Source organism: Defluviimonas aquaemixtae, from assembly GCF_900302475.1.
Lineage (GTDB): Bacteria > Pseudomonadota > Alphaproteobacteria > Rhodobacterales > Rhodobacteraceae > Albidovulum > Albidovulum aquaemixtae.
On the sequence record NZ_OMOQ01000001.1, the window covers coordinates 725,894 to 747,547 of the forward strand.

Below are 21,654 nucleotides of genomic sequence, written 5' to 3' on the forward strand. Positions count from 1 at the left end.
GGCATTCCGTCCGGATCTCTGCTATTTAGCTGGTATGATGAGTGTACCAGAAAGCATTCGACCGCGGAAACTGTCCGACGAGGTGCAGGAACGTCTCCTGCGCCTGATTTGCGAGGAGCGGCTCACGCCCGGCGATGCGCTGCCGTCCGAGCGCGAGCTGATGGCCCGCTACGAAATCGGTCGGCCGGCAATTCGTGAGGCGATGCAGAGCCTTCAGCACATGGGCGTGATCGAAATCCGCCATGGCGGTCGCCCGCGCGTGGCCGCCCCGTCGCTCGATGCGCTCGTGGAGCAGATGGGCACGGCCATGCGGCACCTTCTCACCCATTCGCAGTCCTCGCTCGGACATCTCAAGGAAGCGCGCGTGTCGCTCGAGGCGGAATTGGCACGGATCGCCGCCGCCAAACGCACGGACGAGGATATCGCAGATCTGACCGCCCTTCTGGCCAAGCAGAAGTCGGCGCGCGCGGACGGGGAGGCCTTTCTCGAAATCGATGGCAGGTTTCACCGCCGCATCGCCGCGATGTCCGGCAATCCGATCTTCGAGACCGTCGCTCACGGCATCTTCACCTGGATGCGGGCGTTTCATGTGGAGCAAGTCCGCAAGCGCGGGCTCGAGGCGCTGACGCTGGCTGAACACCGTACCATCCTCGACGCAATCGCCGCAGGCAACGGAGAAGCGGCGGCACGCTCGATGCGTGATCACCTTGATCGAGCAAACGCCCTTTACCACCAGGAAAACGCGACGTGAGCGACCGGATCGAGGCCGATTATCTGATCGAAACGCCGGTCGATCCTGCGGCGGCCGCTGCGGCCATGGCGGGCGAACAAAGTTCCGGCACGTTCGTAGCAGTACCAGGAGAGACGCCGGAACTTCGCGAACGCCACGCCGCGCGGGTCGAAACGCTGGATGTGCGGGAAACGGTCGCCGCACCTTCGTTGCCCGGCGGGACGACGGGGGAGCGCTATGCGCGAGCCAGCGTGACCCTCTCATGGCCGCTGCGCAATATCGGCCCCGACCTACCAAACCTCATGGCAACTGTCGCGGGCAACCTGTTCGAATTGCGCCAGTTCTCGGGTTTGCGGTTACTCGATATCCGGCTTCCCGAAGCTTTCGCGGTGGCCTATCCCGGGCCGAAATTCGGGATCGACGGCACGCGGCGGCTCTCGGGCGTCGCACGGGGGCCGCTGATCGGCACGATCGTGAAGCCCTCCATCGGCTACAGCCCGGAGGAAACCGCAGACGTAGTGAAGACGCTTTGCGAAGCCGGCGTCGATTTCATCAAGGACGACGAGTTGCAGGCCGACGGGCCAAACTGCCCGTTCGACGACCGCGTCCGAACCGTGATGCGAGTGATCAATGCGCAGGCCGACCGGACGGGCAAGAAGGCAATGTTCGCCTTCAACCTGACCGGCGAAATCGACGACATGCGGCGGCGCCACGACCTCGTGCGCGAGCTTGGCGGAACCTGCGTGATGGCGAGCCTCAATTCGGTCGGTCTCGCCGGGATGATCGCGCTTGCGCGCCATACGGAGCTTCCGATCCACGCCCACCGCAATGGCTGGGGCTATCTCACGCGGGCGCCCCTGCTCGGCTGGGACTACCGGGCCTGGTCGAAGCTCTGGCGGCTGGCGGGGGCTGACCACATGCATGTCAACGGCCTCAGGAACAAATTCAGCGAGCCCGACGACAGCGTGATCGCCTCGGCCAAGTCGGTGCAGACGCCGATGTTCGAGACCAAGCCCTGCGTCGCAATGCCGGTCTTTTCGTCCGGCCAGTCCGCCTTGCAGCCGCCTGAAACATATCGCCGCTTGGGCAACGCCGACTGCATCTATGCCGCCGGTGGAGGGATCATGGCGCATCCCGACGGGCCGGCGGCGGGCGTGCAGTCGCTGCGCGAGGCGTGGGACGCAGCGATGGCAGGCGTTTCGGCCGAGGACTATGCGCGCGGCCACCCCGCACTGGCGCGGGCACTCGAAAAGTATCGCGGATGACTGCCCTGCCTGACGGCATACTCGTCGGCTGGTACGGCGACGATTTCACTGGTTCCGCCGCGACGATGGAGGTGCTGGAATTCGCGGGTGTTCCGTCGGTGCTATTCCTCGACATTCCCAGCCCCGACCTGCTCGCCCGATTCCCGCACGCCCGTGCCGTCGGAATCGCGAGCACGGCGCGCAGCCACGGGCCGGACTGGATGGAACGGCACCTGCCGCCTGCGTTCGAATTTCTCAGCGCGACTGGCACGCCGATGATTCACTACAAGGTTTGCTCGACACTCGACAGCGCTCCGCATGTGGGATCGATCGGCAAGGCAATCGACATCGGTGCACCGATCGTCGGCGGTGAGTGGGTGCCCTGTCTGGTCGCCGCGCCGCCGCTCAGACGTTATCAGGCGTTCGGCCACCTGTTCGCTGGTGCGCCGGAAGGCGTCTTCCGGCTCGACCGTCACCCGGTGATGGCCCGTCACCCGGTCACGCCGATGGACGAATCAGACGTGGCCCAGCACCTGTCCAGACAGACCGGCCGGACCTTCGGAGTAATCGATATCGAGGATATGGAACGAGATGCGCGGGCTGGGCTGTCACGCGAGATCGGCCGGGGAGCGGAGGTGATCTGTCTCGACACGATGAACGCCGCGCACCTGCGGGTCTGCGGCGAGCTGATCTGGGAAGGGCGCGAGGGGCAGGTCTTTGCCGTGGGCTCGCAGGGCGTCGAATACGCGCTCGTAGCGCATTGGCGCGGGCAGGGCGCGCTTCCTTCCCCGGATCGCAAGAAAGGGGCAGGGGCGGTTGAGCAGATGCTCGCCGTGTCGGGGTCGGTCTCCCCGGTCACGGCGGCGCAGATCGACTGGGCCGAACGGAACGGTTTTGCCTGCATTCCACTCGATGCCGCCGCAGTCGCGCATGGCGGCGGTTCGGCGGAGGATGCGGTCTTCGCAGCGGCGATGACGGCGCTCTCGAAGGGGCAGGACCCACTCATCCACTCTGCGCGCGGGCCGGATGATCCCGGGGTGGCGCGATTGCGGGCGGCTGTGGGCAAGGCCGGGCTGGATGAGGTCACAGCCAACCAACGGATCGGCGCGGCGCTCGGCAGGGTGCTGGCGCGGTTGTTGCGCGAAACCGGCATACGTCGCGCGGTGATCTCCGGTGGTGACACATCCGGCCACGCCGCGCGGCAGCTTGGCCTCTGCGCTTTCACCGCGCTTGCGCCGACGATCCCGGGTGCCGCGATCTTGGAAGCGCATTCGGATGATCCCCAACTGGAGGGCCTGCAACTCGCATTGAAAGGCGGGCAGATGGGAAGCGCCGATTACTTCGGCTGGATCAAGCGCGGCGGCGGCGCCGCAAGGTAGAAAGGAACCATGATGACTAAGATCGCTTTGCTCGGCGCCGGCGGAAAGATGGGCGTGCGGCTCGCGCGGAACCTCAAGGCGTCGCGCTTCGATATCGATCCGGTGGAAGTGTCCGAGGAGGGGCGCGCGCGGCTGCAGTCCGATGTGGGGCTGGTCGCGGTCGACAGCAACACCGCGCTCGCCGGAGCCGATGTCGTCGTGATGGCCGTGCCCGACCGCCTGATCGGCAAGATCGCGCACGGTTTCATCGACAAGGTCCGTCCCGGTACCGCGCTTATCGTCCTGGACGCCGCCGCACCCTATGCGGGTGAAATGCCCGAGCGCGCGGACCTTACCTATTTCTGCACGCATCCGTGCCATCCCAACATTTTCGACACCTCGCCCGATTTCGAGGCGCAGAAGGACTACTTCGGCGGGATCGCGATGCCGCAGGGCATCGTCTGCGCGCTGATCCAGGGTCCGGAGGCCCACTACGCGCTTTGCGAAGAGATCGCGAAAGTGATCTACGCGCCGGTCGCCCGGTCGCACCGCTGCACGCTTGAAAACATCGCGGTACTCGAGCCTGCTCTGTCCGAGACCGTTGCGGCCACGCTGTCGCTTGCGCTTCGGGACGCGACCGACCGCGCCGTCGCGATGGGGGTTCCCGAGGCCGCCGCGCATGATTTCGTGCTGGGCCACCTGAAGATCGAGCTGGCGATCGCGTTCGGGATCTTCCCCGAGGGCAAATTCTCTGACGGTGCTCTCATGGCGATCGACAGGGCGAAGTCGGTGATCTTCCGCGACAACTGGCTCGATGACGTCTTCAGCCTGGAGGCGGTGCGCAAGTCGGTTGAAGAAATCTGCGCCGGTTGACAGTTGGGCGGAACCGCATAAACGTTGGTATACCATTTTTATCCCCGATTGCCGGAGCATCTCATGACCGCCACTCTTGTCATCGGCCCCTATAGCGACACCGACCTCGACGCTCTGGAAAAGACCTTCAAACCGGTCGCCATCGCTGATCCCTCGGGGATCGCTGGCCTTGAGAAAAGCACGAGGGCGGCCATTGCCGCCGTCGCGTTCAAGGGCCACCTTCACTTTGGCGGAAGCGAGATGGACCTGTTGCCCAATCTCGGGATGATCGCAAATTATGGCGTCGGCTACGACGCGATCGACGTCGCCGCGGCCAGCGCGCGGGGCGTGAAGGTGACGAATACGCCCGATGTCTTGAACGACGACGTGGCCGACATAGCCGTCGCGATGCTTTTCATGCAGGGGCGCGAGATGGAACATGCCTCGCGCTGGGCGCGCTCTGGCCAATGGAAGGAAAAGGGCGAATACCGGCTCAACCGCAAGATCAGCGGCGGCAAGGCGGGGATTGTCGGACTTGGCCGGATCGGGCGCGAGATCGCCGACCGGCTCGCGGCTTTCAAGATGGACATTCATTACTTCGCGCGGTCCGAAAAGGACACGCCGGGTTGGACCTACCACGCCGATCCCGTCTCGCTGGCGCGTGCGGTGGACTATCTGGTCGTCGCGCTCGTTGGCGGCAAGGAGACGGAGAAGTTCGTCTCGGCCAAGGTGATCGACGCGCTCGGTCCGCTGGGCATTGTCGTCAACATCTCGCGCGGATCGACAGTTGATGAGGCGGCGCTGCTCAACGCGCTGGAACAGGGCCGGATCGCCGGGGCGGGGCTTGATGTGTTCCTCAACGAACCGGACATCGACGCCCGCTTCTACGCGCTCGACAACGTGGTGATCCAGCCGCATCAAGGCTCGGGCACCGTGGAAACGCGCGCGGCGATGGGCCAGCTGCAGCGGGACAACGTTTCCGCCTTCCACGCGGGCGATGCCCTGCTCACACCGGTGAACTGACATGGACCTGCCAAGAAACGCCCTCAAGCATGCCCTCGCCGAGGGCCTGCAACAGATCGGGATATGGAATTCGATCCGGGACAATGCCGTGGTCGAGATGCTCGCCGGTTGCGGCTTCGACTGGATGTTGATCGACTGCGAACACACCCCGAGAGGCGAGGCCGAGGTGATGGCCATGCTTCAAGCCCTGCAGGGATACGACATCGCGGCGATGGTGCGTCCCAGCCGGCTCGATGCCTCGGAGATCAAGCGCATCCTCGATGTCGGGGCGCTGAACATCCTCGTTCCGTACGTGGAAACGGTCGAACAGGCCGAATTGGCCGTGGCGTCGGTCACCTACGCACCCAAGGGCATCCGCGGGGTGGGCGGGTCCACGCGGGCAAGCCGTTACGGAGCGATCCCGAACTACACCCAGCGCGCCCGCGAGGAGATCGGGCTGTTCCTGCAGGTGGAAACGCGCGCGACGCTAGACCGGATCGAGGTGATCGCGGCGGTGCCGGGCGTGGACGGCATGTTCGTCGGACCGGCTGACCTTGCGGCGAGCCTGGGGCATCCGGGCAACATGAACCATCCCGAGGTGCATGAGGCCATCATCGATGCGATCCGCCGCATCCGCGCGGCCGGCCTCGCGGCCGGGTTCCTGTCGGCCGATCAGGGTCTTCTGGAAAAGGTCGTGGAGGCGGGGTCGAACTTCACCGCCGTCGACGTCGACCTGCCCTTGCTGCGACGGTCAGCCTTGGAGCGGCTCGACGCCTGCAAGCACTGGAAGACCGGCTGAAGAAATCCCGGCGGCCTCACGCCGACGGTTTGTCGTCTTCAAGGTAGTACCGGACGTTGTCCTCGAAGCTCTCATCCGCCGTCAGTCCGAGTTTCAGCGACTTTTCGGGCTGCAGGTCGAAGCGCCATCCCTTCACGATGCGCTGAATCTCGGGCTGCGCCTCCCACCGGATAAGCTTGGCCGGTTCCGGCCCGGCCACGGCGGTCATCGCGTCGATCAGCTGGCGGATGGTCCACATCCGGCCCGGCATCATCATGCAGCGGTTCTGCCCAAGCGACTGTTCTTCGATCTCGCCGCTCTTGATCAGGTTCTCCACACATTTTCGGGGAGACAGGTAGTAGTGCGGGAAATCGTCGTCGACGGGGCAGATCGCCTCCTGCCCGTTGAGCGGTTCGCGCAGGATCGATGACATGAAGCTCGACGCGGCACGGTTCGGCTTGCCTGGACGGATGGAGACTGTCGGCAGGCGAAGCCCGCGTCCGTCGATGAACCCCTTGCGGCTGAAATCGTTGAGCAGCAGCTCTCCCATCGCCTTCTGCGCGCCGTAGGAGGTCTGCGGATTAAGGAGCGTGTGATCGAGGATCGGGTCGGGCACCTCTCCGCCATAGACAGCGATGGAGGATGTGAAGACGACAATCGGCTTCGTGCCCAATGCCCGCGCCCTTTGCAGCACGTTGAGCGTGCCCATCAGGTTGATGGTCATGCCGGCGTCGAAATCCTCCTCGGCATGGGCCGAGACGATTGCCGCGAGAAGGTAAATCACGTCGGCATCCGCCGTCACGCAGGCCGCGACCGACGCAGGGTCGGCGATGTCGCAGCGCACGGCCTCGACCGGAATTCGGGCGTCGGCAATGTCGGCGGGAGTGCTTATATCTGCGAGCGTGATCCTGTTGATGTTCCGGCCCCGAAGCACGCCTCTCGCCGCGAGAGCACGCCCAAGCTTCTGGCCGACGACCCCGCCGCCACCGATAATTAGAATTTTCATCCCGTTGCCCCCTCAAACACCTCCGGCACGAGCGCGCCGCGCGCCTGAATGACCTTGGCCGCGAGCACCATCGCCGCGCGTGCGGCTTCGTCCGCCGACTTGCCCACGGCGAGATCGCTTAGAAACGCCGCGGCGAAACTGTCGCCAGCCGCTGTCGTGTCAACAACCTTGCCGACTTGAGGTGCGGGAAAGCTGCGCGCGCCATTTTCTGCGTCCCAAAGCGTCAGCTCGCCGCCGCCGTTCTTCACCGCGACGATCCTGGCCCCGCCATCGCGATAGCGCGCGACGGTGTCGGCGGGTTTGGCGTCGTCGAAAAGACCGGTTTCCTCGTCGAAGGATGGGAGCACGATATTCGCGACCGAAGCGCCGAGCGTGATGCCGTCCTTCATCGCGGCCTCGCTTCCCCAGAGTCGGGGGCGGAGATTGGTGTCAAAGGCGACGATCGCGCCTTTTCCGCGCGCTTTTGCAATCGCAGCGCACAGAATTTCTCGGTGGTCAGCCGGCAGGATCGCGAGCGTGATGCCGGAGAAGTAGAGGACGTCGCGACTGCTCAGCACACGGGCGAGCCATGCTGGATCCTCAGTGATGGCGCGCGCGGCGGATTGGCTGCGCCAATAGGAGAAGCTGCGCTCCCCGTTCTCGGTGGAAATCATGTAGAGCCCGACCGTACGGTCGGGCACCCGGCGCAGGGTCGAGGTATCGATGCCTTCGCGTTTCATGAAGGCCTCCATCTCGTCCGAGACAGCGTCGGAGCCAATGCAACTCGCGTAACTCACGATCCAGTCGGGCAGCAGCAGGCGGCGGGCATACCAGGCAGTGTTGAACGTGTCGCCAGCGAAGCCGCGCCGATAGGTGTCATCGCCGATCTGCGCCAGTTCCACCATGCATTCGCCGATCGACAGAAAGCGCTTCGTCACAGGATCACCCTGTGTTCTTTCTGCCCCGTTGCATCGACCTCGGCACGATATGTGCGGCCATCGTTTTCGGTCGGCTTGGCCATCTCCTGGCTGGCTGTGGTTACGAACAGCGTCTGCAATTTCTCACTCCCGAATGCGGGGCACGTGCTGCGTTTGCCGGGAACCCCGAAGCTGTGCAGTTCCCGGCCGTCCGGGGCGTGGACCGTCACCTTGCCGTGGCCGTAATGCGCGCACCATAGATTGCCGTCGGCATCGACGACTGCGCCATCCGGCCGGTACGCATCGGCGGACAGGTCGAGGAACAGGTCCGGCTCACCCTTCGGCCAACCTTTCGGGTCGAGCGGCTGCCGCCAGATCCTGCATTTCGGCGTGTCGGCCAGATAGGCATGTCCGCCATCGGGCGTGAAACACATCGCGTTCGGAATCGACCAGGGCGCGTACAGCTGGCGCAATTCGCCCCGGTAGTAGCGGTAGATCGCCCCCGCTTCGCTTTCCTTGTTCTTGCCCATCGTGCCGATCCAGAACCCGCCATAGGGGTCCGCGCGCCCGTCATTCGAGCGGGTCACCGGATTGTCGGCTTCGAGCGGGCAGATCACCTCTTTCGCGCCGGTCTCGATGTTGAAATCGATCAACGCGGTTTCACTTGCGACCATGAGCCGGTCCGAGTCGATCCAGCCCGCGGCCGAGACGTATTCGCCGAACTGCCACAACCGCCGTCCCGCCTCCGTTCGGGAGTAGAGCCTGTGGGTGTTGATGTCGAACCAGAAAAACTCGCCACGCTCTGGATGCCAGAGCGGTCCTTCGCCGAGCGAACACTGTGTATCGTCGAAAACCTTCATCCCCGTCATAGCAACCCCCGTCCTGCCAGATTGCGCATCAGTGCCGCCGTGCCGAATGTCCATTCCGGACATTCCGTTGACAGCCGCACGGTGTTGCGAAGCTCGCCCAAAGCCGCTTCAGAAATCGACACCACATCGCCCGCGTGATGAGTGAAGCCCTGGCCCGGTGCATCACGGTCGTCTACGGGCGCGAACATGGTGCCAAGGAACAGGAAGAAGCCGTCGGGATACTGATGGTGCCGTCCGATGGTCTGGCGGACGATGTCGGCCGGGTCGCGGCTGATCTTCGTCATCGAGGAATGGCCCTCGAGCGTGAACCCGTCCTCGCCCACGATCTTCATGGACAGCTCCGCCCTGCGTACGTCGTCGAGGCCGAAACCGGTGTCGAAGAGCCGCAGGAACGGCCCGATGGCGCAGGAGGCGTTGTTGTCTTTGGCCTTGCCGAGAAGAAGCGCGGATCGGCCCTCTAGATCGCGCAGGTTCACGTCATTGCCGAGCGTGGCGCCGACGATCTTGCCCTTTGAATTGACGGCGAGGACGATTTCCGGTTCGGGATTGTTCCATTTCGAGATCGGGTGTAGCCCGACGCCTGCCCCCCAGCCAACCGAGGCCATCGGTGGGCACTTGGTGAAAACTTCGGCATCGGGGCCGATGCCGACTTCGAGATATTGCGACCAGAGCCCTTCGGCCTGAAGCACCGACTTCACTTTCATCGCCCGATCGGAGCCTGGCTCGATACCAGACAGGCTTTCGCCAATGATCGCGCCGACCTTGGCACGGACCGCCTCGGCCCGATCGGGATCGCCGGCGGCCTGCTCCTCGATCACCCGTTCGACCATGCTTTCGGCGAAGGTCACGCCGCTCGCCTTGATCGCCTGCAGATCGGCGGGCGACAGAAAGTGCAGCGAGTCTTCGCCCGCCGCCTCTGTCGAGCCCGCGACGAGACCGGCCAGCGTACCGATAGTGTGACCTTGCGCGTCGCGCGCCGTGGCGGCCGGGTCGGGCGTCTCAAGCAGCGCCTGCATGGTCGGCACGGCGCGGCTTGTAATGTCGATCACCGCTTCGCCGTCCAGGCGGACCAAAGCGGGGCCGATTCCGGGCCGCCAGACGCGGCCCACGAACGCGGCGTCTGATGTCGGGTTGGAATGGGGCAGCATCCGCACCTCCTAGTTCACCGGCGGCAGCATTCTGCCGGGGATTAGACTACCTTTCGTGTCGGAGAATACCTTCCCCGCCGGCGCAGCGCCGCGTTCGGCCAGCGGCATCTCTTCCGGCTCGCTGGGGCCGATCCTAGGTCCGGCATGCAAACTGCCGCCCCGGTCAGCGGTCGGTTGGATTTGCGTGCTCTTGCCGTTGGCGACGGTCATCGATCCTCCAGCTTCGAGATCTTTCGCGTTGTGGTGAAGGCGCGGTCCAGATCGGGGATGAGGTCAAGTCCGAGCCCCGGACCCGGCGGCACGGTGATCATGCCACCTTCCACCGCCGGAAGGGCAGTCACCAGATCGCGGTACCACGTGCGATAGAACGCGCGGACGCTTTCCTGAACGAGCGCGTTCGGTGCCGCGAGCGACAGGTGCGTCGAGGCCGCCAGCACGACGGGACCGGTGCAGTCGTGCGGAGCGATCGGCAGTTTCTCGGCTTCGGCCATCGCGGCCACCTTTCGTGCGGTGGTGAGACCGCCGCACCAGCTGAGGTCCAGCATCACGATGCCTGCAGCGCCGGTCGCCAGAAGGTCGCGGAATGCGCCGATGCCGCTGAGCGTTTCGGAGGCGCAAACCGGCGCCGTGCTTTCGGCCGCGTAGCGTTTCAGGAGGTCGAGGCTGTCGAGCCGGATGGGATCTTCGTGCCAGTAGGTACCGAAAGGGGCGAGCGCCTTCGCAATGCGGATGGCGGGCGTGAGCTGCCACATCGAATGGAATTCGACCATGATGTCCATCGCGTCACCCAGGGCGCGGCGAATCTTCTCGAAGGGCTCAAGTGCCGCTTTCAGCTCGTCCAACGAAATGTGAGCGCCCCCATTTGCCTCGGCGGCGGCATCGAAGGGCCAGATCTTCATTGCCGTGATGCCGTCGTCGAGGAGCGACTGGGCCAGCTCGTCGGCCCGGTGAAGAAATCCATTCAGGTCGTCGTACCGTCCACCGGTGGCCAGCCCGTAGTTGCCGGTCTGCTGGCCCGAGTCATCCTTGATGTATTCGGTGCCGGCGCAGGTATTGTAGGTGCGGATCCGGTCCCGCGTGAAGCCGCCCAGTAGCTGTGCGACGGGCTGATCGGTCGCACGACCCCAGAGGTCCCACAACGCGATGTCGAACGCCGAATTGCCGCGTGTCTCGACGCCGGTCGAACGCCAGCCGAGATAGCCTTCGACCTTCGCCGCGAGGTGTTCGATCCGGCGGGCGTCTTCTGCAAGCACCAGGGGGGCGAGCGTTTCGTGGACATAGGCTTCGACCGCGCGCGCGCCATAGAACGTTTCGCCCAGGCCACTCAGCCCCTCATCGGTGTGAACGTGGAGCCACAGAAGGTTCGGGCGCTCGGCAATCCGGACGGTCTCGACCGCATTGATCTTCATGTGGCCCCCTTCAGCGCGGACAACATCGCGAGCGCGACCACGCCCAGCATTGACAGCGCCATGGCAACGTTGATCACCCGATGGGTTCGCTCCGGCAGGTCAAGCCGGTGCAGCATGACGCCTGCCCAGAGCCACGCGAGATGGATGGGGATCCAGATGGCGTTCGTGACAAGGGCCTTGGTCGTGACTTCGAAGACCGGATTTCCGGGTGCGTAGTTGAAGCCAGTGATCAGCGACGTGTTGACCGCGTAGGCCTTGGGGTTCATCGCCTGAAGAAGCAGCCCGCCGCCGATCCCCGGCGGCGCTTTCGCCTCGATGAAGGCGACGCGCGACCCGGCCAGCGCGATGCGGGCGGCGAGGTAGAGGAGATAGCCCACCGAGGCTATCATCAGGATGGTGCGCAGCCACGGGATGGACAGAAGAATGGCCGCCAGCCCGGTGATCACGGCTAGCATGACCATGTTTGTTCCCAGAAACAGGCCAAACACGTAGCGCAGAGACGGCCGGAATCCGTAGGCCGCGCCGAAACCGGCGGTCGTCAGCACCCCGGGACCGGGCGTGATGATGAGGAGGATGACGGCCGCCGCGAAGGTGAGCATCAGGCGAACTCCAGCTGCACCTTCATGGCCTGCGCACGATTCGATGCGGTGGCGAACGCCGCCTCGAATTCGGCGAGCGGGAAGCTATGCGTGACGAGCGGTTTCACGTCGATCTGCCCGGCGCGCATCATTTTGACGGCAACAGCGAACTCCTCATGGAAGCGGAACGAGCCTACAAGTTCGATCTCTTTTGCGGTGAGCTGCATCATCGGGACCGTCATGTCGCCAGACAGGCCAAGTTGCACAGCCCGACCACGCGGGCGAAGGGCCGCGATACCTGCGGAAAGGGCGGGTTGCGCGCCCGAGCACTCGAACAGAACGTCAAGAGTGCCCTTGCCCTGCGAATAGGCGGTGAGCGCCTGAGGTTCCGCGCGTGTGTCGAGCGCAACATCCGCCCCCACCGCGCGCGCGAAGTCGAGCACGTTGGCGGAAATGTCCGTCGCGACGATTTCGCCAGCACCTGCTCGCCGCGCGGCGAGGATGACCAGAGCGCCGATCGGCCCACAGCCAGTAATCAGAACGCGCCGGCCGAGCATTTCGCCCGCCCGGCGGACCGCATGCAATGCGACCGAAAGCGGTTCGGCCATCGCGGCTTCGCCGGGTGACAGGCCTTCGGCCGGGACGCATTGCGCCGCATCCACCACGAGCTCTTCCCGGAAGGCACCCTGGATGTGGGGAAACGGCATCGCGGAGCCGTAAAAGCGCATGTTCAGGCACTGGTTCGGCAATCCGCGCAGGCACTCGCCACACTTGCCGCAGGGCCGCGACGGCGAGATCGCGACGAGGTCGCCCTCGGCCAGTCCCTCGACCGCCTTCCCGACCGCTGTGACCACGCCCGCGACCTCGTGGCCGAGGATCATCGGTTCGCGCAGCTTAACCGTGCCGAAGCCGCCATTATTGTAATAGTGGAGATCGGACCCGCAGATACCGCCGCGCTGCATCCTGACCAGCACCTCTCCCGCACCGGGTGACTGGGCGGGACATTCGGTCAGGCGCAGATCGCGCGCCGCATGAGCGTAAAGCGCTTTCACGAGCAGAAACCTCCCGCTGGGGCTTTGGCTTGCATCACCTTCAGAATGGTATACCATTTTCATCAAGGCGGGTTTGCCCGGAGATGTCAACTCCGGGTCCGCAGAACGGGGAGACAGTATGCGACTATTCGACCTGACCGGGCGCACCGCGCTCGTCACAGGTTCCTCCATGGGGATCGGCTTTGCCTTGTCGCGGGGGCTTGCGTCCGCGGGCGCGCGGCTGGTCCTGAACGCGCGAAACGGCGGCCGGCTGGAAGAGGCGGCCGGAAGGCTTCGCGAGGCGGGGGCACAGGTCGCGACGCTGGCCTTCGATGTGACAGATGCCGACGCGGTGCGCGCGGCCGTGGACGGATACGAGGCGGGCAATGGTCCAATCGATATCCTCGTGAACAATGCCGGAATGCAGCACCGCCGGCCGCTCGAGGAGTTTCCCGTCGAGACCTTCGACCGCCTGATGCGGACCAACGTCAACTCGGCGTTCTACGTGGGGCAGGCAGTTGCACGCCACATGATCGCGCGTGGTGCGGGCAAGATCATCAACATCGCAAGCGTCCAAAGCGCGCTCGCCCGGCCCGGCATCGCGCCCTATACAACATCCAAGGGCGCGATCGCGAACCTGACCAAAGGCATGGCGACGGACTGGGCGAGGCATGGGCTCAACTGCAACGCCATCGCGCCGGGCTATTTCGACACTCCGCTGAATGCGGCGCTGGTCGCGGACCCGGAATTCTCCGCTTGGTTGGAAAAGCGCACACCCGCCGGGCGCTGGGGCCAGGTCGAAGAGCTGGTCGGCGCCTGCGTCTTTCTTGCCTCCGACGCTGCGAGTTTCGTCAATGGCCACACGCTCTTTGTCGACGGTGGCATCACGGCAAGTCTCTGAGGGAGGACATCATGGGCGACAAACCCGTCATCGGCTTCATCGGGGTGGGCTTCATGGGCCACGGCATGGCCAAGAACATCCTGAAGGGCGGATATGAGCTTTGGGTCAAGGGGCACCGCAACCGTGCACCGGTCGACAGCCTGGTCGGCATGGGCGCCACGGAGGCTGCCTCGCCGCGCGAGATGGCCGAGAATTGCGACATCATCCACATCTGTTTGTCGAATTCGCCGCAAGTGGAGGCTGTCATTCGTGGCGCGGATGGCATTCTCGCAGGTGCGCGAAAAGGGCTGATCGTGATCGACACGTCTACCTCCGATCCTACCTCGACGATGGCGCTTGCGGGGGAAATGACCAAGCGAGGCGTGACGATGGTCGACGCTCCGTTGGGCCGCACGCCGAAGGAAGCCGAGGAAGGCACGCTCGACGCCATGGTCGGTGGCGATGAGGAGACGTTTGAGAAAGTCCAGCCGGTTATCGAATGCTGGGCCGGCAACATCAGCCACATGGGCCCGACCGGCAACGGGCACAAGATGAAGCTCCTGATGAACTTCATAAGCCTGGGCTACGCCGCACTCTATTCCGAGGCGACCGTGCTCGGCGCGAAGGTGGGCATCGCGCCGGTGCAGATCAGGGACGTGATCGGGTCAAGCCGGCTGGGCAATGGCTTCTTCGACACCTTCATGCGGTACACGGTCGATCGCGACCGCGATGCGCACAAGTTCACCGTCACAAATGCAGCGAAGGATATTCGCTACGCAAACGCGATGGCGATGGATGCAGGCCTCGTCAACGTCATGGCCGCTGCCACGCGGCACTACTTCGCCCATGTCGAGGCGATCGGTGCGGGCGCGGACTACGTGCCAATGCTGTCCGACCACGTCGCGCGGCTGAACGGTCTCGACATGGCGAAAGAGGCGAAGAAGGGCCGCTGACCAGCGCCCGCGATCAACCGGGAGGGTTGGCAGATGCTGACGCGGGAACAGAAGGACTTCTACGCCGAGCACGGCTACCTGATGGTCGAGAATGCGGTCACGCCCGACCAGCTCGCGCGACTGCGCGCGATCACGGAACGGCTGATCGACGCTTCGCGCGGGGTAAGCGAAAGCAACGAGGTCTACGACCTCGACAGGGGGCACGCCCCGGATGCGCCGCGCCTCACGCGGATCAAGATCCCGCACAAGCGCGACCCGTATTTCTGGGAGGTCCTGCGCAACTCCGCCATGACTAAGGTGCTGACGGATCTGCTCGGGCCGGACACGGCGATCCTGACATCGAAGCTCAACACCAAGGCGCCGGGCGGCGGCGCGGCGGTGGAGTGGCACCAGGACTGGGCTTTCTACCCGCATACCAACGATGACGTGCTTGCGTTCGGGCTGATGCTCGAGGACGTCGGCGTCGATAACGGGCCGCTAATGGTCGTGCCGGGCACCCACAAAGGGCCGGTTCTCAGCCATCATGTGAACGGGGTTTTCGCAGGCGCGATCGACCCGGACGACCCGCTGTTTGACAAGGACAGGATCGTGTCTCTGACCGGCAAGGCGGGAAGCATGACGGTGCACCACGTCCGCCTGCTGCACGGTTCGGCGCCCAATGTCAGCGACCGCCCGCGGCTGATCCTGTTCTACGAGATCGCCGCAGCAGATGCCTGGCCCATCCTCGGCGCGAGTTCCTACATCCATGCGCTCGGGCAGGCGAGGTTCTGGGAGGACCTTCAGGACCGCACGATCACCGGTAAGCCCTGCCTGACCCCGCGGATGGAAAAGGTCCCGGTCCGCATGCCTCTCCCGCCCGCGCCCGACAACTCTTCGATCTTCAAGACGCAGGAATCGGCAGGCGCAAGAAGCGCATTCTCGAAAGCGCTGTGACGCACAATCCTGCGCGTCGCAATGCTCGCTGGCGGATTCCGTCTTTGCGCTTGCTTTTGGTATACCAAATTGAAATGCTATTCGCAGGCCGCCCACGCGACGACCAGCCTTGCAGGAAATCCCGGGAGGAGAAAAATGTCCGACACCCGCGCAAACAAGCGTTTCCGCTCGCAGGAATGGTTCGACAACCCCAACAATCCCGGCATGACCGCGCTCTACGTGGAGCGCTACCAGAACCAGGAGTTCACGCGCGAGGAACTGCAAGGCGAACGGCCGATCATCGGCATCGCCCAGACCGGGAGCGACATCGCGCCCTGCAACAAGATCCACGTCTTCCTCGTCGATCGGATCAAGGCCGGCATCCGGGAGGCCGGCGGCGTCCCGATGGAATTTCCTGTCCATCCGATCCAGGAAACCGGAAAGCGGCCCACGGCGGCACTTGACCGGAATCTCGCCTATCTCTCGTTGGTCGAGGTGCTGCACGGCTACCCCCTTGACGGAGTCGTGTTGACGACCGGTTGCGACAAGACCACGCCGGCTATGCTGATGGGCGCGGCGACCGTGGACATTCCCGCGATTGCGCTCAACGGCGGCCCGATGCTGGACGGCTGGTGGAAGGGCAGGCGCGCAGGGTCGGGCACCATCGTTTGGGAAAGCCGGCGGCTCTTGGCGGAGGGCGAGATCGACTATGATGAATTCATAAGCCGCGTCTGTTCATCGGCCCCCTCGCTCGGCCACTGCAACACGATGGGCACGGCCAGCACAATGAACGCTATGGCCGAGGCGCTGGGCATGTCCCTGACCGGCAACTCCGCGATTCCGGCCCCCTTCCGCGAGCGCATGGCGATGGCCTACGAGACCGGCAAGCGCATCGTGAAGATGGTTTGCGACGACCTGAAACCTTCGGACATCCTGACCCGCGCAGCGTTCGAAAACGCCATTGTCGTCAACGCGGCGATCGGCGGGTCGACCAATGCGCCGCCGCACCTCCAGGCGATTGCGCGCCATATCGGCGTCGAGCTGAGCGTGAAGGACTGGGAAGCGGTCGGCTTCGACGTGCCGTTGATGCTCAACATGCAGCCCGCCGGCGAATATCTTGGCGAAAGCTTCTTCCGCGCCGGGGGCGTGCCAGCGGTCATGGGCGAGTTGAAGAAGGCGGGCCGTCTCCACGAAGGCGTGATGACGGCGACGGGCCGAACCATGGGCGAGAACCTGGATGGATGGGAAAGCCAGGACCATGGCGTCATCACCACTTTTGACGCGCCGCTTCGGAAGAATGCCGGGTTCAAGGTGCTGTCCGGGAACCTCTTCGATTCCGCGCTGATGAAAACCAGCGTGATATCTACCGATTTCCGGAAGCGCTTCCTTTCCGAGCCGGGCAATGAGGGCGTGTTCGAGGCGCGCGCCGTCGTTTTCGAAGGGCCGGAGGACTACCACGACCGGATCAACGACGCTTCGCTGAAGATCGACGAACGCACCATCCTATTCATCCGTGGCGTCGGCTGCGTGGGCTATCCCGGCTCGGCCGAGGTAGTTAACATGCAGCCGCCCGACGCGATCATTCGGCAGGGAATCAATCACTTGCCGACGGTCGGCGACGGGCGCCAGTCGGGCACATCGGAGAGCCCGTCGATCCTGAACGCATCGCCCGAAAGCGCGGTGGGCGGCGGGCTTGCCTATTTGAAAACAGGCGACATGGTTCGGCTCGACCTCAACAGCTCGACGATGAACGCGCTGGTGGACGAGGCCGAATGGCAGGCCCGCATCGATGCCTGGATCCCGCCCGAAATCGTCAGCCAGACGCCGTGGCAGGAGATCTACCGGACCCATGTGGGCCAGTTGGCCGACGGCGGCTGCCTGGAGCTCGCGACCGCCTATCAGAAGGTGGCTCGGGCACTGCCTCGCGACAACCACTAGGAGGAGGCGATGCAAAGCATCATCATTACCGGTGCGGGTTCCGGCATCGGTCGCGCGACCGCAGAGGCATTTCTAGCGGCCGGCTGGCGTGTCGGCCTAATAGGCCGCCGCGCCGACGCCTTGCAAGAAACTGCGGACGGGCGCGATGCGGCGCTTGTCCTGCCCTGCGACGTGACCGATGAGGCTCAGGTCGCGGATGCCTTCGGCAAGGCGACCGCAGCTTGGGGCCGACTCGACGCGCTCTTCAACAATGCCGGGATGAGCCTGCAGGGCGCGCCGATCGACGAGATCGCGGTTCATGACTGGCGCAAGCTCATCGACGTGAACGTGACCGGAAGCTTCATCGTCGCCCGTGCCGCCTTTGGGATCATGCGTCACCAGAGCCCGCAGGGCGGCCGGATCATCAACAACGGATCGGTGTCGGCCTACGTGCCGCGCTGGGGGTCCGCGCCCTACACCGCCTCCAAACACGCGATCACGGGGCTCACGCGGACGATCAGCCTCGACGGGCGGCCATTCAGTATCGCCTGCGGGCAGATCGATGTCGGCAACGCGCTGACCGAGATGGCGGCGAAGATGCAGAAGGGGGTGCCGCAGGCCGATGGATCGATCGCGGTCGAGCCGGTGATGGACGTGAAGCAAGTGGCGAGTTCGGTTCTGCACATGGCCTCGCTGCCGCTTGATGCGAATGTGCTGTTCATGACCGTAATGGCGACGAACATGCCGTATGTCGGGAGGGGCTGAACGATGGCGCTCGTCAACCGGCTACTGATGACAGGGGCCGCCGGAGGCATCGGCAAGCAGATTCGTGAGGGTCTTCGTGATTTCGCGACCCATTTGCGGCTTTCGGATATTGCTGATCTGGGAGTGGCAGGTCCGGGAGAGGAACTCGTTGATTGTGATATTACCGACGCCGAAGCTTTGCGTGCATTGGTCAAGGGCTGCGATGCGATCCTGCATTTCGGAGGAATCTCGACCGAGGACCGGGCCGATCTGATCCATCGGATCAACATAGAGGGCAGCTATCACCTCTACGAGGCAGCGCGGAAGGAAGGTGCCCGTCGCATTCTGTTCGCAAGCTCCAACCACGTGACCGGCTTCCACCCGCGCGAGACGCGGCTTACCGCGTCCTCGCCGATCCGGCCGGATTCGAACTACGGCGTTTCCAAAGCCTATGGCGAGGCGCTGGCGCGGCTATACTGGGACAAGTACGGAGTCGAAACGCTGATCGTTCGGATCGGGTCGTGCTTCCCCGAACCGAAAGACCGGCGCATGATGGCCACCTGGATGAGCGCGGGCGACATGCTGCGGCTCATCGAACGGATGCTCGCGGCGCCGCGTCTCGGTTGTCCCATCGTCTATGGAGTTTCTGACAACGACGAAAGCTGGTGGGACAATTCCGAGGCTGCATATCTGGGCTGGAGGCCCAAAGACAGCTCCCGGCAGTTCGCGGGCATGTTCGATCATCTGCCACCCGAAAATCCGACGGACCCGGCCGTCGTCTGGCAGGGCGGGGGCTTCGCCAAGGCAGGGCATTTCGATGACTGATCGGGTCAGCAGCGAGACGCCTGCCGTTCGCGCTGCCAGATGTAGAGGCCGGAGCCGATGATGATCATCCCGCCACACAGCGTCCAGACGGTTGGCCACGTCCCGAAGACGAAGATGCCTGCGATGGTGGCGAGAAAAATCTGGCCGTAGATCATCGGCGCGAGGATCGACGCGTCAGCCCAACGGTGCGCGATCGTAGCGAAGATGTGGCCGATGGCGCCGAACGCGCCGATTGCGCAGAGGACAGCCCATTGCCCGGCGCTTTCGGGCCAGATCCAGACCCGGGCCGCGAAGGGCGCGAGAACGACGGTGGCGAGCGCGCTGGACCAGACCTGCTGGGTCGCGTTGCGTTCGACGCCTGCTAGCATCCGCGTCATGATGAAATACATCGACGCAAGAAAGAGCGTTCCGAGGCTGAAGAACATTGCTGGGTGAAATTCCGCCCCCCAAGGCTGCACAACGACCAGAATGCCGAGAAACCCCGCGCAAACCGCGAGAAACCGGCGCAGCCCGACGCGTTCGTTCAGAATCGGGATCGCCAGCACCGTGATGACGATGGGACCGGCGAAGGCGATTGTCGTCGTCACCGTGATCGGCAGGTGTTTCAGCGCCAGAAAGTTCAGGGTCGTGCTACTGAACAGAAACAGCGAGCGCAGGAACTGCTTGAGCGGAGCATTGGAGCGGAACGCGGACCAGCCCTCCTGCGGAACGTAGAGCGCGGTCGCATAGACCAGATGGCCCACGTAGCGCGCGAATACGATCTGCATTACGGGAAGACCTGCGAGGCTGAGCCATTTCGCGGATGTGTCAATGCAGGTGAAGAAAACCACTGCCAAAAGCATTGCCAAGATGCCGGCAGCGGTCCGATCTTCGCGCGGTAGGACGCCGCTCATCGCTGTCTCACACGGTCATGCCGCCGTCGATCACGACGCATTGTCCCGTCATGTAGGCGCTTTCGTCGCTGGCGAGATAAACCACCAGACTGCCGATCTCGTCCGCCGTCCCGAGCCGACCCATGGGTTGGCGCGCCACGAATTCCCGCATTGCTTTGTCGTAGTCGCCCGTTGCCTGCAGGCGGCCGTGCAGGCTGGGGCTGTCCACCGTCCCGGGCGCGACGCAGTTGCAGCGGATTCCCCGGGTGATGAAATCGCGCGCGACAGACTTGGTCAGTCCGATCACGGCCGCTTTCGTCGTGCCGTAGACAAACCGGTTCGCAACACCCATCACCGACGACGCGACCGAGGCGATGTTGACGATCGACCCGCCGCCACGCTCCAGCATCCCCGGAAGTGCCGCGCGGATTGCGTGGAAGTGCGGGCGCACGTTGAGGTTCATGGCAAAATCGAAATCGTCATCGGTGGATTCCAGGATCGTGCCCGAATGAACGACACCCGTGCAATTGACGAGAACGTCCGGCGCGGCTGCCCGCACCGCTTGGGTCAGGCCCGCCTTGTCGGTCGCGTCAAGCGCAAATGCATCGGCGACGGCCAGTCCCTCAAGCAGTGCGCCTTTCAGATCGGTGGCGGTGACATGCGCACCCTCGCGCGCAAGAGCTTCGGCGCTCGCCCGGCCGATGCCCTGTCCCGCTGCTGTGACGAAGGCACGTTTGCCCTTCAGCCTCATTGCTGTTCTCTCCGCAAGTTTTCGCTCATCCAGTCGACCATCTCAGGCACCATCCGGTCGCCGCTGCCGGTGTCGAGTGCCTCGCGGAATGTCGTGTCGGCCGAGCCGGACATTCGGCTATGCAGTCCGAGATCTTCGGCCATCTGCCTGTAGTAGCCGACATCCTTCGCGGCATTGGCAACCGAGAAGGCAAGGTCAATCTTTCCGTCCGTCGCATAGTTCTTGATGAAATCCATCATGCCGGAATGGTTCGGACCCGCCGCCATGACATCGTAAAGTGACTGACGCTCTATCCCGGCCGCGTCGACAAGGGCGAAGGCCTCTGCCATCGCGCAAACGATCGTCTGGGAATAGAAATTGTTGACGAGCTTAATCGTGTGCCCGTTGCCGAGCTTGCCGAGGTGAAAGACATTCTCGCCCAACGTGTCGAGCACCGGCTTCACCCGGTCGTAAGCCGTCTTGTCACCCGAACACATGATATTCAGAAGCCCGTCCTTCGCGTGCGCCGGCGTGCGGCCCAGCGGGGCGTCGAGGTAGAGAGCACCCTTCTCAGATAGATCGGCGCCGATCTTCACCGTTGAAGACGGCAGCGACGTTCCGAAGTCGATCACCACCAGACCAGGCCGCGTACCGGCAAGAACACTGTCCTCTCCGTAGATGCGGCCTTCGACCTGATCCGAGGTTCCCATGCACAGCATGACGATGTCGCAGGTCTCGGCCAGCGCCTTGGCCGATGTGGCCTCGGTCCCGCCGCGCGACAAGGCCTCTTCGATACCCGTGCGGTCCCGATGGCCCAGAACCGTGACGTCGTAGCCCGCCTTCTGCAGGCATTCGACCATCGCCCGACCCATGAGGCCGAGCCCGATGAATCCAATTTTTTCAGCTCTCATCCCGTCCTC

The 21,654-nt window shown here is 64.2% G+C and carries 23 protein-coding genes; 12 read left to right on the forward strand and 11 right to left on the reverse strand.

Features of this window, described 5'->3' with window-relative positions:
* Window positions 1–37: 37 nt before the first annotated feature.
* From nanR to DEA8626_RS03560, 6 genes are all read left to right on the forward strand, one after another.
* A complete protein-coding gene (gene nanR / locus DEA8626_RS03535; RefSeq protein ID WP_281261484.1) occupies window positions 38–751 on the forward strand; it encodes a transcriptional regulator NanR in 714 nt (237 codons plus the stop codon).
* Window positions 748–1,995, forward strand: coding sequence for a ribulose-bisphosphate carboxylase large subunit family protein (locus DEA8626_RS03540; protein WP_108851675.1), 1,248 nt, complete (start codon window positions 748–750; stop codon window positions 1,993–1,995). The genes nanR and DEA8626_RS03540 overlap by 4 nt, the downstream gene beginning before the upstream one ends.
* Window positions 1,992–3,353, forward strand: a complete 1,362-nt coding sequence (locus DEA8626_RS03545; protein WP_108851676.1) for a four-carbon acid sugar kinase family protein — start codon at window positions 1,992–1,994, stop codon at window positions 3,351–3,353. Before DEA8626_RS03540 ends, DEA8626_RS03545 begins: the two co-directional genes overlap by 4 nt.
* A 12-nt stretch (window positions 3,354–3,365) precedes the next feature.
* The gene (locus DEA8626_RS03550) at window positions 3,366–4,205 is read left to right on the forward strand and encodes a phosphogluconate dehydrogenase C-terminal domain-containing protein (protein ID WP_108853301.1); all 840 of its coding nucleotides are present in this window, start codon (window positions 3,366–3,368) and stop codon (window positions 4,203–4,205) included.
* A 63-nt stretch (window positions 4,206–4,268) separates the two neighbouring features.
* Complete coding sequence (locus tag DEA8626_RS03555; RefSeq protein WP_108851677.1) at window positions 4,269–5,207, forward strand: 2-hydroxyacid dehydrogenase; 939 nt, start codon at window positions 4,269–4,271, stop codon at window positions 5,205–5,207.
* 1 nt (window position 5,208) lies between these two features.
* Window positions 5,209–5,985, forward strand: a complete 777-nt coding sequence (locus tag DEA8626_RS03560) for an HpcH/HpaI aldolase family protein (protein ID WP_108851678.1) — start codon at window positions 5,209–5,211, stop codon at window positions 5,983–5,985.
* 16 nt (window positions 5,986–6,001) lie between these two features.
* On the opposite strand, the gene denD is transcribed toward DEA8626_RS03560, so the two are convergent.
* The 8 genes from denD to DEA8626_RS03600 are packed head-to-tail and all read right to left on the reverse strand — an operon-like array spanning window position 6,002 to window position 12,922.
* Window positions 6,002–6,970: a D-erythronate dehydrogenase gene (denD, locus tag DEA8626_RS03565; RefSeq protein WP_108851679.1), complete on the reverse strand. Its 969-nt coding sequence runs from the start codon at window positions 6,968–6,970 to the stop codon at window positions 6,002–6,004.
* The gene (locus DEA8626_RS03570; RefSeq protein WP_108851680.1) at window positions 6,967–7,887 is read right to left on the reverse strand and encodes a sugar kinase; all 921 of its coding nucleotides are present in this window, start codon (window positions 7,885–7,887) and stop codon (window positions 6,967–6,969) included. The genes denD and DEA8626_RS03570 overlap by 4 nt, the downstream gene beginning before the upstream one ends.
* Window positions 7,884–8,735, reverse strand: coding sequence for an SMP-30/gluconolactonase/LRE family protein (locus tag DEA8626_RS03575; protein ID WP_108851681.1), 852 nt, complete (start codon window positions 8,733–8,735; stop codon window positions 7,884–7,886). The genes DEA8626_RS03570 and DEA8626_RS03575 overlap by 4 nt, the downstream gene beginning before the upstream one ends.
* The gene (locus DEA8626_RS03580; RefSeq protein ID WP_108851682.1) at window positions 8,732–9,883 is read right to left on the reverse strand and encodes a fumarylacetoacetate hydrolase family protein; all 1,152 of its coding nucleotides are present in this window, start codon (window positions 9,881–9,883) and stop codon (window positions 8,732–8,734) included. The genes DEA8626_RS03575 and DEA8626_RS03580 overlap by 4 nt, the downstream gene beginning before the upstream one ends.
* Before the next feature lie 9 nt (window positions 9,884–9,892).
* Entirely contained in the window at window positions 9,893–10,093 is a 201-nt protein-coding gene (locus DEA8626_RS03585; RefSeq protein WP_108851683.1) for a hypothetical protein, read from the reverse strand.
* The gene (locus DEA8626_RS03590; RefSeq protein ID WP_108851684.1) at window positions 10,090–11,292 is read right to left on the reverse strand and encodes a mandelate racemase/muconate lactonizing enzyme family protein; all 1,203 of its coding nucleotides are present in this window, start codon (window positions 11,290–11,292) and stop codon (window positions 10,090–10,092) included. Before DEA8626_RS03590 ends, DEA8626_RS03585 begins: the two co-directional genes overlap by 4 nt.
* Window positions 11,289–11,891, reverse strand: coding sequence for a LysE family translocator (locus DEA8626_RS03595; protein WP_108851685.1), 603 nt, complete (start codon window positions 11,889–11,891; stop codon window positions 11,289–11,291). The genes DEA8626_RS03590 and DEA8626_RS03595 overlap by 4 nt, the downstream gene beginning before the upstream one ends.
* Window positions 11,891–12,922, reverse strand: a complete 1,032-nt coding sequence (locus DEA8626_RS03600; RefSeq protein WP_108853302.1) for an L-idonate 5-dehydrogenase — start codon at window positions 12,920–12,922, stop codon at window positions 11,891–11,893. The genes DEA8626_RS03595 and DEA8626_RS03600 overlap by 1 nt, the downstream gene beginning before the upstream one ends.
* Before the next feature lie 118 nt (window positions 12,923–13,040).
* On the opposite strand from DEA8626_RS03600, the gene DEA8626_RS03605 reads away from it, so the two are divergent.
* The 6 genes from DEA8626_RS03605 (at window position 13,041) to DEA8626_RS03630 (ending at window position 19,132) form a co-directional block, all read left to right on the forward strand.
* A complete protein-coding gene (locus tag DEA8626_RS03605; RefSeq protein ID WP_108851686.1) occupies window positions 13,041–13,802 on the forward strand; it encodes an SDR family oxidoreductase in 762 nt (253 codons plus the stop codon).
* An 11-nt stretch (window positions 13,803–13,813) separates the two neighbouring features.
* Window positions 13,814–14,734, forward strand: a complete 921-nt coding sequence (locus tag DEA8626_RS03610) for an NAD(P)-dependent oxidoreductase (RefSeq protein ID WP_108851687.1) — start codon at window positions 13,814–13,816, stop codon at window positions 14,732–14,734.
* Between the two features lie 33 nt (window positions 14,735–14,767).
* On the forward strand, window positions 14,768–15,667 hold the full coding sequence (locus DEA8626_RS03615) for a phytanoyl-CoA dioxygenase family protein (RefSeq protein ID WP_108851688.1): 900 nt from the start codon (window positions 14,768–14,770) through the stop codon (window positions 15,665–15,667).
* A gap of 135 nt (window positions 15,668–15,802) precedes the next feature.
* A complete protein-coding gene (locus tag DEA8626_RS03620) occupies window positions 15,803–17,584 on the forward strand; it encodes an IlvD/Edd family dehydratase (protein ID WP_108851689.1) in 1,782 nt (593 codons plus the stop codon).
* Between the two features lie 9 nt (window positions 17,585–17,593).
* Window positions 17,594–18,328 carry an SDR family oxidoreductase gene (locus tag DEA8626_RS03625; RefSeq protein WP_108851690.1) on the forward strand — a complete coding sequence of 245 codons (735 nt, stop codon included), beginning with the start codon at window positions 17,594–17,596 and terminating at the stop codon, window positions 18,326–18,328.
* A 3-nt stretch (window positions 18,329–18,331) separates the two neighbouring features.
* Complete coding sequence (locus DEA8626_RS03630; RefSeq protein WP_108851691.1) at window positions 18,332–19,132, forward strand: NAD-dependent epimerase/dehydratase family protein; 801 nt, start codon at window positions 18,332–18,334, stop codon at window positions 19,130–19,132.
* A gap of 5 nt (window positions 19,133–19,137) precedes the next feature.
* Here DEA8626_RS03630 and DEA8626_RS03635 read toward each other — a convergent pair whose 3' ends face one another.
* Genes DEA8626_RS03635 through DEA8626_RS03645 form a run of 3 tightly spaced genes read right to left on the reverse strand, consistent with a single transcriptional unit; the run spans window position 19,138 to window position 21,645 of the window.
* Window positions 19,138–20,025 (reverse strand): DMT family transporter, encoded by an 888-nt coding sequence (locus DEA8626_RS03635; RefSeq protein ID WP_108851692.1) that lies wholly within the window; start codon window positions 20,023–20,025, stop codon window positions 19,138–19,140.
* Window positions 20,026–20,032: 7 nt separating this feature from the next.
* Window positions 20,033–20,755, reverse strand: coding sequence for an SDR family oxidoreductase (locus DEA8626_RS03640; protein ID WP_108851693.1), 723 nt, complete (start codon window positions 20,753–20,755; stop codon window positions 20,033–20,035).
* On the reverse strand, window positions 20,752–21,645 hold the full coding sequence (locus tag DEA8626_RS03645; RefSeq protein WP_108851694.1) for an NAD(P)-dependent oxidoreductase: 894 nt from the start codon (window positions 21,643–21,645) through the stop codon (window positions 20,752–20,754). The genes DEA8626_RS03640 and DEA8626_RS03645 overlap by 4 nt, the downstream gene beginning before the upstream one ends.
* Window positions 21,646–21,654: the final 9 nt, after the last annotated feature.

Excerpts from the sequence above, each read along its gene's own strand:
- nanR (WP_281261484.1), top strand. The coding sequence starts at position 38 with ATGAGTGTACCAGAAAGCATTCGACCGCGGAAACTGTCCGACGAGGTG.
- DEA8626_RS03545 (WP_108851676.1), top strand. The coding sequence starts at position 1,992 with ATGACTGCCCTGCCTGACGGCATACTCGTCGGCTGGTACGGCGACGAT.
- DEA8626_RS03550 (WP_108853301.1), top strand. The coding sequence starts at position 3,366 with ATGACTAAGATCGCTTTGCTCGGCGCCGGCGGAAAGATGGGCGTGCGG.
- DEA8626_RS03555 (WP_108851677.1), top strand. The coding sequence starts at position 4,269 with ATGACCGCCACTCTTGTCATCGGCCCCTATAGCGACACCGACCTCGAC.
- DEA8626_RS03560 (WP_108851678.1), top strand. The coding sequence starts at position 5,209 with ATGGACCTGCCAAGAAACGCCCTCAAGCATGCCCTCGCCGAGGGCCTG.
- denD (WP_108851679.1), bottom strand. The coding sequence starts at position 6,970 with ATGAAAATTCTAATTATCGGTGGCGGCGGGGTCGTCGGCCAGAAGCTT.
- DEA8626_RS03575 (WP_108851681.1), bottom strand. The coding sequence starts at position 8,735 with ATGACGGGGATGAAGGTTTTCGACGATACACAGTGTTCGCTCGGCGAA.
- DEA8626_RS03580 (WP_108851682.1), bottom strand. The coding sequence starts at position 9,883 with ATGCTGCCCCATTCCAACCCGACATCAGACGCCGCGTTCGTGGGCCGC.
- DEA8626_RS03585 (WP_108851683.1), bottom strand. The coding sequence starts at position 10,093 with ATGACCGTCGCCAACGGCAAGAGCACGCAAATCCAACCGACCGCTGAC.
- DEA8626_RS03590 (WP_108851684.1), bottom strand. The coding sequence starts at position 11,292 with ATGAAGATCAATGCGGTCGAGACCGTCCGGATTGCCGAGCGCCCGAAC.
- DEA8626_RS03595 (WP_108851685.1), bottom strand. The coding sequence starts at position 11,891 with ATGCTCACCTTCGCGGCGGCCGTCATCCTCCTCATCATCACGCCCGGT.
- DEA8626_RS03605 (WP_108851686.1), top strand. The coding sequence starts at position 13,041 with ATGCGACTATTCGACCTGACCGGGCGCACCGCGCTCGTCACAGGTTCC.
- DEA8626_RS03610 (WP_108851687.1), top strand. The coding sequence starts at position 13,814 with ATGGGCGACAAACCCGTCATCGGCTTCATCGGGGTGGGCTTCATGGGC.
- DEA8626_RS03615 (WP_108851688.1), top strand. The coding sequence starts at position 14,768 with ATGCTGACGCGGGAACAGAAGGACTTCTACGCCGAGCACGGCTACCTG.
- DEA8626_RS03620 (WP_108851689.1), top strand. The coding sequence starts at position 15,803 with ATGTCCGACACCCGCGCAAACAAGCGTTTCCGCTCGCAGGAATGGTTC.
- DEA8626_RS03625 (WP_108851690.1), top strand. The coding sequence starts at position 17,594 with ATGCAAAGCATCATCATTACCGGTGCGGGTTCCGGCATCGGTCGCGCG.
- DEA8626_RS03630 (WP_108851691.1), top strand. The coding sequence starts at position 18,332 with ATGGCGCTCGTCAACCGGCTACTGATGACAGGGGCCGCCGGAGGCATC.
- DEA8626_RS03635 (WP_108851692.1), bottom strand. The coding sequence starts at position 20,025 with ATGAGCGGCGTCCTACCGCGCGAAGATCGGACCGCTGCCGGCATCTTG.
- DEA8626_RS03640 (WP_108851693.1), bottom strand. The coding sequence starts at position 20,755 with ATGAGGCTGAAGGGCAAACGTGCCTTCGTCACAGCAGCGGGACAGGGC.
- DEA8626_RS03645 (WP_108851694.1), bottom strand. The coding sequence starts at position 21,645 with ATGAGAGCTGAAAAAATTGGATTCATCGGGCTCGGCCTCATGGGTCGG.